The 13,892-nt window shown below is 72.8% G+C and carries 13 protein-coding genes and 1 pseudogene; 2 read left to right on the top strand and 12 right to left on the bottom strand.

Annotated features, from left to right (window positions below; translation table 11 throughout):
• Positions 1-49 precede the first annotated feature (49 nt).
• The 8 genes and pseudogenes from rnc to QJR14_02285 form a co-directional block, all read right to left on the bottom strand.
• Positions 50-877 (bottom strand): ribonuclease III, encoded by an 828-nt coding sequence (gene rnc, locus QJR14_02320; GenBank protein MDI3316457.1) that lies wholly within the window; start codon positions 875-877, stop codon positions 50-52.
• Positions 874-2,157, bottom strand: coding sequence for a beta-ketoacyl-[acyl-carrier-protein] synthase family protein (locus QJR14_02315; protein ID MDI3316456.1), 1,284 nt, complete (start codon positions 2,155-2,157; stop codon positions 874-876). The genes rnc and QJR14_02315 overlap by 4 nt, the downstream gene beginning before the upstream one ends.
• Before the next feature lie 22 nt (positions 2,158-2,179).
• Positions 2,180-2,926 carry a 3-oxoacyl-[acyl-carrier-protein] reductase gene (gene fabG, locus QJR14_02310; protein MDI3316455.1) on the bottom strand — a complete coding sequence of 249 codons (747 nt, stop codon included), beginning with the start codon at positions 2,924-2,926 and terminating at the stop codon, positions 2,180-2,182.
• Positions 2,923-3,876, bottom strand: coding sequence for an ACP S-malonyltransferase (gene fabD, locus QJR14_02305; GenBank protein MDI3316454.1), 954 nt, complete (start codon positions 3,874-3,876; stop codon positions 2,923-2,925). Before fabD ends, fabG begins: the two co-directional genes overlap by 4 nt.
• Positions 3,864-4,916, bottom strand: a complete 1,053-nt coding sequence (locus QJR14_02300; protein ID MDI3316453.1) for a beta-ketoacyl-ACP synthase III — start codon at positions 4,914-4,916, stop codon at positions 3,864-3,866. Before QJR14_02300 ends, fabD begins: the two co-directional genes overlap by 13 nt.
• Positions 4,913-5,470 (bottom strand): annotated as a pseudogene (gene fapR, locus QJR14_02295) (transcription factor FapR). The gene QJR14_02300 and the pseudogene fapR overlap by 4 nt, the downstream one beginning before the upstream one ends.
• A 171-nt stretch (positions 5,471-5,641) precedes the next feature.
• Positions 5,642-5,821: a 50S ribosomal protein L32 gene (gene rpmF / locus QJR14_02290; protein ID MDI3316452.1), complete on the bottom strand. Its 180-nt coding sequence runs from the start codon at positions 5,819-5,821 to the stop codon at positions 5,642-5,644.
• The gene (locus QJR14_02285; protein ID MDI3316451.1) at positions 5,808-6,407 is read right to left on the bottom strand and encodes a DUF177 domain-containing protein; all 600 of its coding nucleotides are present in this window, start codon (positions 6,405-6,407) and stop codon (positions 5,808-5,810) included. The genes rpmF and QJR14_02285 overlap by 14 nt, the downstream gene beginning before the upstream one ends.
• A 136-nt stretch (positions 6,408-6,543) precedes the next feature.
• Between QJR14_02285 and QJR14_02280 the strand changes: the two genes are divergently transcribed.
• Positions 6,544-7,920, top strand: coding sequence for a hypothetical protein (locus QJR14_02280; protein MDI3316450.1), 1,377 nt, complete (start codon positions 6,544-6,546; stop codon positions 7,918-7,920).
• A gap of 109 nt (positions 7,921-8,029) precedes the next feature.
• Here QJR14_02280 and QJR14_02275 read toward each other — a convergent pair whose 3' ends face one another.
• Genes QJR14_02275 through QJR14_02260 form a run of 4 tightly spaced genes read right to left on the bottom strand, consistent with a single transcriptional unit; the run spans position 8,030 to position 12,698 of the window.
• A complete protein-coding gene (locus QJR14_02275) occupies positions 8,030-8,761 on the bottom strand; it encodes an ABC transporter ATP-binding protein (protein ID MDI3316449.1) in 732 nt (243 codons plus the stop codon).
• The gene (locus tag QJR14_02270) at positions 8,758-10,584 is read right to left on the bottom strand and encodes a branched-chain amino acid ABC transporter ATP-binding protein/permease (GenBank protein MDI3316448.1); all 1,827 of its coding nucleotides are present in this window, start codon (positions 10,582-10,584) and stop codon (positions 8,758-8,760) included. Before QJR14_02270 ends, QJR14_02275 begins: the two co-directional genes overlap by 4 nt.
• Positions 10,581-11,489 carry a branched-chain amino acid ABC transporter permease gene (locus QJR14_02265; protein ID MDI3316447.1) on the bottom strand — a complete coding sequence of 303 codons (909 nt, stop codon included), beginning with the start codon at positions 11,487-11,489 and terminating at the stop codon, positions 10,581-10,583. Before QJR14_02265 ends, QJR14_02270 begins: the two co-directional genes overlap by 4 nt.
• A 21-nt stretch (positions 11,490-11,510) precedes the next feature.
• Positions 11,511-12,698, bottom strand: coding sequence for a branched-chain amino acid ABC transporter substrate-binding protein (locus tag QJR14_02260; protein ID MDI3316446.1), 1,188 nt, complete (start codon positions 12,696-12,698; stop codon positions 11,511-11,513).
• Between the two features lie 145 nt (positions 12,699-12,843).
• Between QJR14_02260 and QJR14_02255 the strand changes: the two genes are divergently transcribed.
• Entirely contained in the window at positions 12,844-13,863 is a 1,020-nt protein-coding gene (locus QJR14_02255; protein ID MDI3316445.1) for an ornithine cyclodeaminase family protein, read from the top strand.
• Positions 13,864-13,892 lie beyond the last annotated feature (29 nt).

Below are 13,892 nucleotides of genomic sequence, written 5' to 3'. Positions count from 1 at the left end.
CTGATCATCGATTTCCGTTTCGGCAGCGACGCCGTTCGACAGGAAAAGCCTACATCCCCGGGGCGGAACTCCCCTGCCGCTGCATGGGCCGCGCCACCTGCAGGGCGTGCTGGACCGCTCCGCCGCCCACCGCCAGGAGCGCCTGCTGGGCCGCGAAGAGCTCCGCGTCCTTCTTGGAGTGGCCCACGCCCCGTCCCAGGACGCGCCCGCCCAGCTCCACCTCCACCTCGAACTCCTTGGCGTGGTCCGGTCCCCGGGTGGCCACCAGCCGGTAGGTGACCAGGAAGCCCTGGCGCTGCGCCCACTCCTGCAGGCGGTTCTTGGCGTCCCGCAGCCCGCCGCCCCGGACCGCCTGCTCGATCTGCGGTCCGAGGTGGCGGAGGATGAAGGAGCGCGCCCGCTCCAGACCGCGTTCGCCCTCGACCACGTAGATGGCCCCGCAGAGCGCCTCGAAGGCGTCCTCGAGCAGGCTCGGGCGTGTCTTCCCGCCGCTGAGCGCCTCTCCCCGGCCCAGCAGGAGCAGCTCCCCCAGACCGATCTCGGCCGCCGTCCGCGCGAGGCTCTCGCTGGAGACCACCGCCGCGCGGAGCTTGGTCAGCTCCCCTTCCGGCCAGTCGGGATAGCGGCGGAAGAGCTCCTCGCTGACCACCAGCTCCAGGACCGCGTCGCCCAGGAACTCCAGCCGCTCGTTGGAGCCGAGATGGACCAGCGGCTTCCCCGGCGCCACCAGGAAGCGCTCGTTCCGGTGCTCGTTGACATACGAGGAGTGGATCAGCGCCCGGACGTAGATCGGGCTGTGTTCCGGCTTCCAGCCCAGGATCGCCTCCAGGCGCTCCCAGTCGGGAAAGCCGGAGTGCAACCTGCGCGCAGACCTCAATCCAGGGGGCCTCCGTTTCCCCGTACCGCAGAGAGGACCAGCGTCACGTTCTGCCCCCCGAAGCCGAAGCTGTTGGAGATGGCCACCTGAAGCCGCATCGCCCGGGGCTCCCGGAAGAGCCGGATCGCCAGCGCGGGGTCGGGATGCTCCAGCGTGGCCGTACCGGGCACGATGCCGCGCTCCAGGGCGAGGGCCGTCAACGCCGCCTCCAGCGTGCCCGCCGCCCCCAGGAGGTGGCCCGTCTGCGCCTTGGTCGAGCTGACCCAGGGAGCCGCGCCGTCCCCGACGTACCGGCCGAAGACCGCCCCGATGGCGCGCGCCTCCGCCTCGTCGCCGGCCGGGGTGCCGGTGGCATGGGCGTTGATGTAGCCGACCTGCCCGGGCTCCACGCCCGCGTCGGCGAGCGCCCGTCGCATGGCCGCCTCGGCCCCCCGCCCCTCCGGATCGGGCAGCGTGGGATGGTAGGCATCCTCGCTCATCCCGTAACCGGCCAGCTCGGCGTACGGCCGCCCGCCGCGCAGGCGCTCCTCGGCGTCCAGGACCATCGCCGCCGCTCCCTCGCCGATGACGAAGCCGTCCCGCTCCAGGTCGAAGGGCCGCGAGGCCCGCCAGGGTTCCTCATTCCGCCCGGCCAGGGCGCGCATGTTGGCGAAGCCCGCCACCGCCAGGGGCACGATAGAGGCCTCCGTGCCCACCACCAGCACCCGGTCCGCCTCGCCCCGGCGGATGGCGCGCAGCGCCTCCCCCAGGCCGTGGGCGCTGGAGGAGCAGGCGCTGGAGAAGCTGGCGGTCGGGCCGCGCAACCCGTGCCGCATGGCCAGGAAGCGGAGCGCGCTCACCGCCGGAAACGTCCGCAGGATCTCCGTCTCCGTGAAATCCGGCTCCGCCCCCCGCCGCCAGGCGACGCCGCGGCCGAGCGTCTCGATGCCGCCCAGCCCGGTCCCCAGAAAGAGCCCGGTCCGCTCCGCCTGCGGCGAACCGCCCACGCGCGCCTCCGCGTCCGCCAGAGCCTCCCGCGCCGCCCGCGCCGCGAAGCGGATGAAGCGGTCGTAACGGACGGCCTCCGCATCGTCTTCCTCCACGGACTCGTCGCGCACCTGGGCGGCGATCCGGACCCCCCACCCCTCGCTGGGGAAGCGGTCCAGGGGACCGACGCCGCTGCGACCTGCCAGGAGCGCCGTCCAGGTGCTCTCACGGTCCCCGCCGAGAGGGCTGACGATACCCACCCCTGTGATGAAGACGCGGCGCCGCCCCTTCGGGTTTCGGCCGCTGCCGCTCACCCACCACGCCCCCCGTTCGTGCTCAGAGCATGACCAGCCCGCCGTCCACGGCCAGCGTCTGGCCGGTGACGTACGAGGCCCCGCCCCCTGCCAGCCAGCGGACCGCGCTGGCCACCTCTTCCGGGCGCCCAGGCCGCCCCAGGGGGACCTGGCGCACCATCTCCTCCAACCGCCCCGCCAGCGGGGCGGTCATCTCCGTCTCGATGTACCCCGGGGCCACCGCGTTGACGGTGATGTTGCGGGAGCCCACCTCGCGCGCCACGGCGCGGGTGAAGCCGATCACGCCCGCCTTGGCGGCAGCATAGTTCGCCTGGCCGGCATTGCCAAGAATCCCGGCCACCGACGCGATGTTGACGATCCGCCCGTAGCGCTGGCGGAGCATCGGCCTGAGGGCCGCCCGGGTCAGCCGGTAGACGGCGGTCAGATCGGTCTCCAGCACCTCCCGCCACCTCTCCTCGTCCAGGCGGAGGAGCAAGTCGTCGCGCGCGACGCCGGCGTTGTTGACCAGGATGTCCAGACGGCCCCAGCGTTCCAGCACCGCCTTCACCAGGCGGTCGGCCGTCGCCGGATCGGCCACGTCACCCGCCAGCACCAGCGCCTCGGAGCCGAGCCGCTCCACCTCCGCGGCCACTTCCTGGGCGCGTCCGGCCTGGCTGCGGTAGTGGATGGCCACCCTGGCCCCTCCCCGCGCCAGTTCCAGGGCGATGGCCCGGCCGATGCCGCGGGAGGCACCCGTCACCAGGGCGACGTTCCCCTCCAGCTCGCTCATGGACCCACCTCCATCCGACGAGCCAGCTCCTCCGCCTCGGCCGCCTCGCCCACGTGGCTCACCCTCGCCTCGGGCAGGGTCCGGCGGACGAAGCCGCTCAGGGCGGTTCCGGGCCCGACCTCGACGAAGTGGCGGATCCCATCCCTCCACATCGCGCGCAGGGTCTCCTCCCAGTAGACCGGGTGATCCACCTGCCGGATCAGCGCCCGGCGGATGGCGGCGGGCGACCGGCGCGGGCGCGCGTCCACGTTGGAGTAGACCGGGACCGAGGGGGTGCGCAGGCGGAGGGCGCGCAGCTCGGGCTCCAGGCGGCGCGCCGCCGGGGTCATCAGGTCGCAGTGGAACGGTGCGCTCACGTGCAGGGGGACGAGGCGCCGCGCGCCCTCCCCGCGCAGGATCGCCACCGCCCGTTCCACCGCCTCCCGCTCGCCCCCGATCACCACTTGCCCGGGGCAGTTGAAGTTGACCGGCTGGACCAGTCCCCCCGCCTCCCTCACCTGCCGGCAGGCCCGGACCACCGGCTCCCGCTCCAGCCCGATCACGGCCACCATCGCCCCGGCACCCTCGGGCACCGCCTCCTGCATGTACCGGCCGCGGTGCTCCACCAGGCGGAGCGCTTCTTCCAGCTCGACGGCGCCGGCCGCCACCAGCGCGGAGTACTCGCCGAGGCTGAGGCCGGCCACCGCGGCAGGCTGCTGCCCCAGCTCCCGGAGCACCCGGGCGGCGGCCACGCTGGCCGCCAGGAGCGCGGGCTGCGTGCGCTCCGTCCGGTCCAGTTCGGCTTGCGGACCCTCGAAGCAGAGCCGGGTGAGCGGCCAGCCGAGGACGCGGTCGGCCAAGGCGAAGGCCTGGCGCGCCACGGCCCAGCGCTGCCAGAGGTCGAAGCCCATCCCCACCGCCTGCGCCCCCTGGCCGGGGAAGAGCCAGGCGACCCGGCTCACGGCCGCCACCGCCCGTCCCGGAGGACCTCGCGGACGCGGGCGGTGGCCCGCTCCTGCCCGCCGGCCCCGGTCCAGCGCCAGAGCGCGGCGGCCCAGGTGAGGCCCGCGCCGAAGGCGGCGGTCAGGACCAGGTGGCCCGGCTTGAGCCGCCCCGCCTTCTCGGCATCGTAGAGGGAAACAGGGATCGAGGCCGCGGAGATGTTGCCGTACCGCTCGATGTTGAAGAAGACGCGGTCGCGGTCGATGCCCAGCCGCTCGCCCACCGCCTCGATGATGCGGGCGTTGGCCTGGTGCGGGACGAAGAGGTCCACGTCGCCGATGCCGACGCCCGCCCGCGCGAGCACTTCCTCCGAGGCACGGACCATGGCGGGCACCGCCACCCGGTAGACCTCGCGCCCCTGCATGCGGATGGTGTGTTCGCCCTGGAGGACGGTCTCCAGCGAGGCCGGCCGCCGCGAGCCGCCGGCCGGCTGGGTGATCAGGCCGGCATGGGCGCCGTCCGCCCCGAGGACGAAGCCGAGCAGGCCTTCCTCCTCCGAGGCGGGGCCCAGCACGGCCGCACCGGCCCCGTCGCCGAAGAGGACGCAGGTGGAGCGGTCGCTCCAGTCGACGATGCGCGAGAGCGTCTCCGCACCGACCACCAGCACGTGGCGGTAGACGCCCGTGCGCACGAACTGGGCCGCGATGCCCGCCCCATAGAGAAAGCCGGAGCAGGCGGCCTCCAGGTCGAAGCAGGCGGCGCGGGTGGCGCCGAGTTCGGCCTGGAGCAGGCAGGCCGTGGCCGGGAAGGGCATGTCGGGCGTCACGGTGGCGACGACGATCAGGTCCAGCTCCTGCGGGGAGACGGCCGCCGCGTCCAGTGCCTGGCGGGCGGCCGCCAGCGCCAGGTCCGAGGTGGCGACGGCGGCCGACGCGATGCGCCGCTCGGCGATGCCGGTGCGGGTGAGGATCCACTCGTTGCTGGTCTCCACCATGCCGGCCAGATCCTCGTTGGTGCGGATCTCTTCCGGGAGCGAAACGCCCAGCCCCCGTATGGTCACACCTGTCAAAGCGTTCCACCCCCACCCTGCTCTTCGACGATCATGAACTTGCCGCGGAAGACCGGCCGGCTGCCGGCGCGGCTCTCGACCAGAACCACGTGCTCGCCCGGCGCGGGGCGGCGGATCACCTCGGCCCGGGCGAGCACCCGCTCGCCGACCCGCACCTCGCTCTTGAACTTGGCGTTGGCCACCCGGGTCCGCGCCGCCGGCGCGTCGATCACCGCCAGCGCCAGCGACTCGGCCTGCGCGAAGAGGAGCTGGCCGCGGACCACCCGGGAGCGCTCGAAGGCCATCGCCTCCTCCGTCTCCAGCAAGGAGAGCGCGTGCGAGCCCAGCTCCAGGTCGACCAACTCGCCCACCACCTCGGCCCGGGCGACGCTCCGCAGCCGCTCGTAGGCGCGGCGGGCCATCTCCTGCACGCGCTGACGGAGCTCCGGGATGCCCAGCGTCATCCGGTCCAGGCGGACCGTCTGGACGCTGACCAGGAAGTGGCGCGCCAGCTCCTCGTCGGTGACGAAGGGGTTCCGCTCGAGGTACTCGCGCAGCGCCCGGAGGCGCTGGCGGCGATGCTGCTGGGTGAACGTACCCGATCGACCTGCCTTCCGGCTCGCGGGGTGACGATCCCGGTGATTGTAGCATGATCTTAAGACCTGATCCTAACCAGGCGGGTGCGAAAAGAGGCCAAGGCCGGAGCACCCGACCCTGGCCGCCCTCGGACGGCGATTCGGCGCCGGCTACTCGGCGCTGCGGACCACCTCGCGCTCGCCGTAGTAGCCGCAGTGCGGGCAGGCATGGTGGGGCAGCTTCATCTGGTGGCAGTGCGGGCAGGGCACCAGGTTGGGCGGGGTCAGCTTCCAGTGCGCCGCACGCTTGTCCCGGCGGGATTTGGAAAACTTTCTCTTAGGATTGCCCATCGCTTTTCTCCCTCCCCTCGTCGCCCCCGGAGCCGGTCCCGGGGAGGCGGAGCCGCTCCAGCGCGGCCCAGCGCGGATCGTGGCCGCCGGAAGGCCGGTGACCGCAGTCGACCTCGTTCAGGTTGGCCCCGCAGACCGGGCAGAGCCCGCGGCAGTCCGGCTTGCAGAGGCGCTTGAGCGGAAGGCCCAGGAAGAGGTTCTCGCGCAGGCCCTCCCCGAGGTCGACGGTCCCGCCTCGGGGGTCGGCCAGGCGCGTCGGGCGGTCGTCCGCTTCCTTGTCGTCCCGGGGCCAGCGCTCGCTCTCCTCGGGTGTCTGGTAGGTCTCCGCGTAATCCAGATGCAGGGGCTGCTCGAACTCGCCGAGGCAGCGGTCGCAGCTCAGCCGAGCCACCGTGTCGGCCTCGACATGTGCCAGGATCCGGTGGGGCAGGCGCTCCAGCTCCACCGTGTAGCGCACCGGTGCCACCAGCACCGGTAGCCCGTCGTCCGCCTCCTCCGGCTCCCAGCGCTCCTCGCCCCGGACCAGGGTGCGGGCGCCCGGCTCCTGCTTCCGCAGCTCGGAGATGTCGATCTTCAGCCCGATCACCCGCGCGGAGTATAGCCTTGCCCCCGGGGAGCGTCAACGAAGCGGTCCGGGGGATCGCGCCCTCCGGCGCTGGGCTAGAATGACGCGGCGAGCAAGACGGCCCGGTGGGCGGCGGAGAGGCGGGCGGGTCTGCCGGATGGGGACGGAGCTGGAGGCGGCGTTGGACTGGCTTTTCCAATCCTGGCTGCGGGCGAAGCCGCGCGTCGCGGCGCTGGAGGCTCCGCCGGGCGCCGGCCGGGACGAGGTGACGCGCCATCCCGAGGTGACCGGGCGGCTTCTGGAGGCGCTGGGCCACCCGGAGGCCGGCCTGGAGGTCGTCAACGTGGCAGGAAGCAAGGGGAAGGGGTCTACCGCCTCCTTCCTGGCCTCGCTCCTGGACGCCCTGGGAGCGCGGGTCGGGCTCTTCACCGGCCCCGACCTGCTGGACTATACGGAGCGGATCCGCCTGGACGGCCGGGCCATCCCGCCCGGGCAGCTGGCCGACCTGATCCTCCGGCGACTCCGGCCGGCGGTGGAGGCGCTCCGCCTGGAACCGCCGCTCTACGCCAGCCCCGTCGGGCTGGCGCTCCTGGCCGCCCTCCTCTGGTTCCGCCAGGAAGGGGCGACGGTGGCGGTGCTGGAGCACGGACGCGGCGCCCGCAGCGACGACGTCAACCAGGTCCCCCACCGGTGGGCGGTGCTCACCCCGGTGATGGGGGAGCACCGGTACGAGCTGGGACCCACCCTGGAGCGGATCGCCTGGCAGAAGGCGGCGGTGGTCCGGCCGGAGACCGAGGCCGCCGTCCTGGCACGCCAGGAGCGGGTGGTGCTGGAGGCCGTGGAACGGGAGGCGCGCAGCGGCCGGGGCGGGCACCCGGCGGCGGTCGACCTGGCCGGGCGGGACTTCCTCTGGCGGGTGAGGGAGAGGGCGGGAGAGGGAGAGGGGCGGCTCCTCTTCGACCTGGAGACGCCCTGGGCGCGATACCGGGGCCTGGCCCTCCGGGGAAGCGCGGACTTCCTGGTGGAGAACGCCGCGGTGGCGGTCCGGGCAGCCGAGCGCTGGCTCGGGGGGCCTCTGCCGGAGGAAGCGGTGCGCGGCGCGCTGGGGCGGCTCCGCCTGCATGGCCGGCTGGAGGTCCTGGAGCGCCGACCGCTGGTGGCGGTCGACGGAGCCATCCACCCGCAGGCCGCAGCGGGAGCGCTGGCCATGCTCCGCCGGGCGCCGCGCCCGCGTTGGCTGATCGTGGGGATGCCGCAGGGGAAGGAGCTGGCCGGCACGCTCTCGCTCCTCGCACCGGAGGCGGAGACCGTCTGCCTGACCCGCGCCCGCAACCCCTACTTGCACTTCGACCTGGAGCGGGATCGGGCCGTCGCCCGGGAGATCGGGGTCACCGCCCTGCTCGCGCCCGACCTGGAGGCGGCGCTGGCCCGGGGGCGCGCCGCCGGTGCCGCCACGCTCCTCATCGTAGGCACGCAGTCGCTGGTCGCCGACGCGCTCCGGCTCTACCGCCTGGACCTCCGCCGCCTCTGGTGAGCCGGCCGGAAGGACCGGCAGCCGCGCGCCGCCATCCTGCGGGTCCACCCGGACCCACGCCGAGGCGGCGGCGCGGCCTCGCGACCTTGTTCCTGCCTCCCACCCGTGTCTAGCCTCTCAGACCCAGGTAGGCGCGGCGCACCCGGTCGTCGCGGGCCAGCTCCACGGCCGGCCCAGCCAGCGCCACGCGCCCGTTCTCCAGCACGTAGGCGCGGTGCGCCAGCTGGAGGGCGGCGCGGGCATTCTGCTCCACCAGCAGCGTGGCCACGCCCTGGGCGTTGATCTCCTGGAGCGCGCGGAAGATGGTCTTGACCAGAAGCGGGCTCAGCCCCAGGGAAGGTTCGTCCAGCAGCAGGATCCGCGGGTCGGCCATCAGCGCCCTGCCGATGGCCAGCATCTGCTGCTCCCCGCCGGAGAGCGTCCCAGCCAGCTGGCCCCGCCGCTCGGCGAGGCGGGGAAAGAGCTGGAAGACGCGCTGCCGGTTGGCCTCCACCCGCCCCCGCTCCCGTCGCAGGCTGTAGGCGCCCAGCGTCAGGTTCTCGTCCACGGTCAGCGTGGCGAAGACCTGCCGACCCTCGGGCACGTGGGCGACGCCCAAGGTGACGATGCGGTGCGCCGGAAGCCCGCCGTGCCGGGCGACCAGCGTCCGCTCCCCCAGCCGGACCTCGCCCGCGACGGGCCTGACCAGGCCGGAGATGGTGCGCAGCAGGGTGGTCTTCCCGGCCCCGTTCGCCCCCAGAACGGCGACGATCTCGCCCTCGCCCAGCTCCAGGTCGACACCCCGGAGCGCCGCCACGTGGCCGTACCGGACCTCCAGCTCCTTCACCGCGAGGAGGCTCATGCGCTCTCACCCCCGGCCAGCTCGGACCCCGGCACGCCCAGGTACGCCTCGATCACCCTGGCATCCGTCTGAACCTCGGCCGGCGTCCCCTCGGCGATCAGACGCCCCTGGTCGAGGCAGATCACGCGGTCGGAGAGGCTCATCACCACGGACATGTCGTGCTCGATGAGGATCAGGGTGATACCGGCGTCACGGATTCCGCGCAGCTGCTCCATCAGCTCGGCGCTCTCCTGCTCGTTGAGGCCCGCGGCCGGTTCGTCCAGCACCAGCAGAACCGGTTCGGCCGCCAGCGCCCGCGCCACCTCCAGCCGGCGCTGGGCACCGTAAGGCAGGTTCCGCGCCACCTCGTTCTCCCAACGCTCCAGCCCCATCTGCGCCAGGATCCGGCGGGCCCGTGCCACCCTTTCAGCCTCCTCCGCCCGGGTCCGGCGCGGTGCCAGAAGCACCTTCCAGAAGCCGTTCCCGCCGAAGCGGTAGAGCCCGGCCAGCACGTTCTCCAGCACCGTCAGCCGGGAGAAGAGGCGGACCGCCTGGAAGGTCCGCGACACCCCCAGGGAGGCCAGGCGGTAGGCGGGGAGCCCGGCGACGGGGCGGCCGTTCAGGCGGATCTCCCCGTGGTCGGGCTGGTTGAAGCCCGTGATCAGGTTGAAGAGCGTGGTCTTCCCCGCCCCGTTCGGCCCGATCAGGCCCAGGATCTCCCCGCGCCGCAGGCGGAAGCTGACGCGTTCGACGGCCACCACACCGCCGAAGGACTTGCCCACCGACTCCACCGCCAGAAGCTCCTCGCCGGCGCCCTCTGCCCGCACGGCCCTCCCGTCGTCCGTGCGGGCCGCCCGCGCTTCCCCCGCCCTCTCGCCCGCCACCTCACCGCCGAGGAAGCGCCAGGGCCGCGCAGGCCAGATGCCCTGCGGCCGGAAGATCATCATGGCCACCATGGCGGCTCCGAAGACCACCATCCGGTACTGGGCGAAGTCCCGGAAGAACTCGGGCAGGATCTGCATGGCGGCGGCGCCGACGACCAGGCCCGGGAGCGAGCCGGGACCACCGAGGATGACAATGGCGAACATCACCGTCGACTCCCAGAAGGTGAAGCTGTCCGGCGCCACGATGGCCATCTTGCCGGCGAAGAGCGCCCCCGCCAGCCCGGCCACGCCCGCCCCGGCCGCCACCGCCAGGAGCTTGGCCCTGCCGGGGTTGACCCCCATGGCCATGGCCGCCTCCTCGTCCTCCCGGACCAGGCGCCACATCCGGCCTACCGGGGAGTCGACGATCCGCCGCCAGAAGAGCATGGTCAGGATGGTGGCGACCAGGACCAGCCAGTAGTAGCGCTCCGGCGTCCCCAGGACCTGGCCCAGCACCACCGGATACGGGATGCCCGGGATCCCGTTGGCCCCCCCGGTCAGCCCGAAGGGGTTGTTGACCACCGCGATGCGGAAGATCTCCCCCAGCCCGACCGTCACGATCAGGAGGTAGTCGCCGCGCAGGTGGATGGCGGGCCAGGCGGCCAGCGCCGCCAGGCCCGCCGCCGCCGCGACCGCCACCGGCACCGTCCAGAGGAGCGGGACGCCCAGCCGCGTCGCCAGGATGGCGGCCGTGTAGGCGCCCACGCCGTAGAAAGCGGCCTGGCCGAAGTTGTAGACGCCCGCCTGCCCCACCATCAGGTCCAGGCCGATGGCCGCCATCAGGTAGAGAAGGAAGACGTTGAGGACGTCGATCCAGTAGGCGTTGACCAGGAAGGGCAGGGCCAGGGCCAGCAGGAGCGCCGGCAGCCAGAGCCGCGCCTCCGCCCTCTCCCAGGCGGTGGCCAGCCGTTCCCGGCTCACAGCTTGCTCACCACCCGTTCGCCCAGGAGGCCCGTCGGCCGGAAGATCAGAATCAGGATCAGCACCAGGAAGGTGATCGCGCCCTGCCAGGCGGAGGAGATGTACCCCGCTCCCAGCGCCTCCAGGATTCCCAGGAGCAGCCCGCCCACCATGGCGCCCGGGATGTTGCCGATCCCGCCGATGATGGCCGCCGTGAAGGCCTTCAGGCCGTACCCCCATCCCATCTGGAAGCTGATCTGACCGTAGTAGGTGCCGACCATCAGCCCCGCCGCCCCGCCCAGGGCGGGCCCGATCAGGAAGACGAGCAGGATGATCCGGTCGACGTCGATGCCCATCAGCCGGGCGGTGTCGTGATCCAGCGCCACAGCCCGGATGGCGGCGCCCACCGTCGTCTTCTGGACGAGCAGGACGAGCGCCACCATCAGGGCCACGGAGACCAGGACGATCAGGAGCTGGACCAGGCTGACGTGGATCCCTGCCCCCAGCGACCAGCCCACCTGGGGCAGCAGGCTGTGCGGGAAGACCTGGTAGTCGGGCCCGTACACCAGCATGATCGCGTTCTCGAGGAAGACCGAGACGCCCAGCGCGGAGACCACCGGCGCCAGCCGCGACGATCGCCGCAGCGGCCTGTAGGCCACCCGCTCGATCAGCGCCCCGGCCACGGCGACGAAGAGCATCACGAGCACCAGAACCACCAGGAGCCCCGCCGCCCCCTCCACCCGGCCGCCCAGCGCCCGCGCGGTCAGGAGGGAGAAAGCCAGGTAGGCTCCCAGGGCGAAGAGGTCACCGTGGGCGAAGTTGATCAGCCGGAGGACGCCGTAGACCATGGTGTACCCCAGCGCCACCAGCGCGTAGACCGACCCGAGCGTCACCCCGTTCAGCAGCAGCTCCAACAACCGGCTCATCGCGCGCCTGCCCCGGTCCTCTCACTCGTTCGGCTGCTTCTCATAGAGGACGAACTGCCCGTTCCGCACGATATACGCCTTGTGGAGCGTCCCCTCGCGGTCGCCGTTGGCGGCGAAGCTGATCGGTCCCGTGAAGCCCGGGAAGTCCTTCAGCTGGTGGAGATCGTCCGCCAGCTTGTCCGGGTTGGTGGAATGGGTCTTCTCGATGGCGTCGACGATGACCCGGAAGGCGTCGGCCGCCGAGATCGTCCATACGCTGGGCGGCATCTCGCCGTACTTCTGCCGGTACTCCTGAACGAACTGCTCCGCTTCCGGCGTCTTCAGGTCCTGGGGCTGGGGCGGCGTCGTCACCATGAATCCCTCGGCATCCGGGCCGGCCACGCGGACCAGCTGCGGGTTGTTGTTGGCGTCGCCGCCGATCCACTGCGTCTTGAAGCCGATGGCCTGGCTCTGCTTCAGCAGGAGCCCCGCATCGGAGAAGTAGCCGGTGAAGTAGACCGCCTGGGGCGCCGCCGCCTTCAGCCGCGTCAGGATCGCGCCGTAGTCGTTGGAACCGGGGACGATGGCGTCGAAGAAGACCACCTGGCCGCCGTCCTCCTGGACCGCCTTCTGGGTGGCCTGGGCGAGCCCCAGGGCGTAGGTGGAGTTGTCGTGGAGGAGCGCGATCCGCCGGAACCCGAGCGTCTTCACCATCAGGTCGGCCGCGAACTTGCCCTGGGCACTGTCCAGGGTGGCCGTGCGGAAGAAGTACTTGTAGCCCTTCTGGCTCAGCTGCACCGCCGTCGAAGCCGGCGTGACCTGGATCACCTTGTTCTGGTTGTAGATGGGCTGCGCCGCCTCGGTGGCGGTGGAGTTGTAGCCGCCCACGACGGCCACCACGCCCTCGGCGACCAGTCTCTGGGCGGCGGTGGCCGCCTGCTGGGCCGTCCCCTGGTCATCCTCCGGCACGATCTGGATCTTGTGGCCGTCGATGCCACCCTTGTCGTTGATCTGTCCCGCCAGAAGCTGGATCGCCCGCTGGAAACCCTGACCCTCCAGGGCGTAGTCGCGCGAGAGGGGCGCCTGGATGCCGATCTTGATCGGCCCGGAAGGAATGCCGCCCTGGGCGGAGCCGCCGCCTGCGGGCGTCGTCCCGCCACAGGCGGCCAGCGCCAGGAGCGCACCGCCCAGGAGTCCGGCGAGGAGGCTGGATTTGCGGATCAGGTTCAATCGATTCCGCTCCCTTCCTGATCGACTGGAATCGAGCCTTTGAGATTTACAGTTTTTTCGCTGGTAGCCGCCTTTTCCTCTTGGGCCAAGCAAGGCCGGGAAGGAGATTCGCTTGCCCGCGGCCAAGGGGGGCTGACGACAGGGGGTGGAGCGGGTGGAGTTGCTCTGGCTGGACGGAGAGGCGGTGCGGGAGGCGCTTCCTCCCGCCCGGGCGGTGGAGGTGGCGGCGCGGGCGCTGGTCGCAGCCTGGCGCGGCGAGGCGGAGGTTCCCATGCGCCAGGGTCTCCGGCTCGCCGGCGGGGGACGCGCCTTGGTGATGCCGGCCTCGGCCCGGCACCTGGTGGTCAAGGTGGTCAGCGTCGTTCCGGAGAACGCCGATCGCGGCCTGCCCGGCACCGTGGGCGTGGTGCTCCTGGTCGACGGCGGGACCGGGGTGCCCCGTGCCCTGCTGGACGGCACCATGCTGACGGGGCTGCGCACCGGCGGCGTGGCGGCGGCCGCCGCCCGGGCCCTGGCTCCGGCCGGCACGCGGGTGATGGCGCTGATCGGCAGTGGCACCCAGGCGGCCTTCCAGGCTGCCTGTGCCCTTGCTGTCCTGCCGCTGGAGGAGGTCCGCGTCTGGAGCCCCCAGCGGCCGCACGCCGAGCGCCTCCGCGGCCGCGTCGCCGCCCTCCTCCCGGAGGAACGTCTCTCCGCCGTCACCTGGCGCGTGGCTGCCAGCGCCGAGGAAGCGGTGGCCGGCGCCCAGCTCGTCGCCTGCGCGACCACCGCCAGCGAGCCCGTGCTCCGGGCGGAGTGGCTCGCGCCGGCGGTCCACGTCAACGGCGTCGGCAGCTTCACCCCGGCCATGCGCGAGCTGCCCCGGGAGCTGGTCGCCCGGGCGGCGGAAGAGGCCGGGATCTGGGTGGAGAAAGAGGAAGCCGCGCTGAACGAGGCGGGCGAGCTGATCGACGCGCTGCAGGCGGGCGTCGTGGCGCGCCCGTCGATCCGGCCGCTGGGCGAGCTTCTGGCCGAGGGCGCCCCGGAGGGGCGACGCAACGGGGGTGCCAGCTTCTTCAAGAGCGTGGGCGTGGCCGAGCTGGACCTCTTGGCCGCCCAGGAGGCGGCCGAGTCTGCGGCACGGCACGGCCTCGGGCGGCGGCTCGAGTGGCCCGTGGAGCGCTGAGCCCCGCGCGGGAGCCGCCGCCCTCCGCC

Source organism: Bacillota bacterium (assembly GCA_029961055.1).
Lineage (GTDB): Bacteria > Bacillota > Sulfobacillia > JAIMAT01 > JAIMAT01 > JAIMAT01.
The sequence above is the reverse complement of the archived record's forward strand: the minus strand, read 5'-3'. Positions and strand labels throughout refer to the sequence as shown.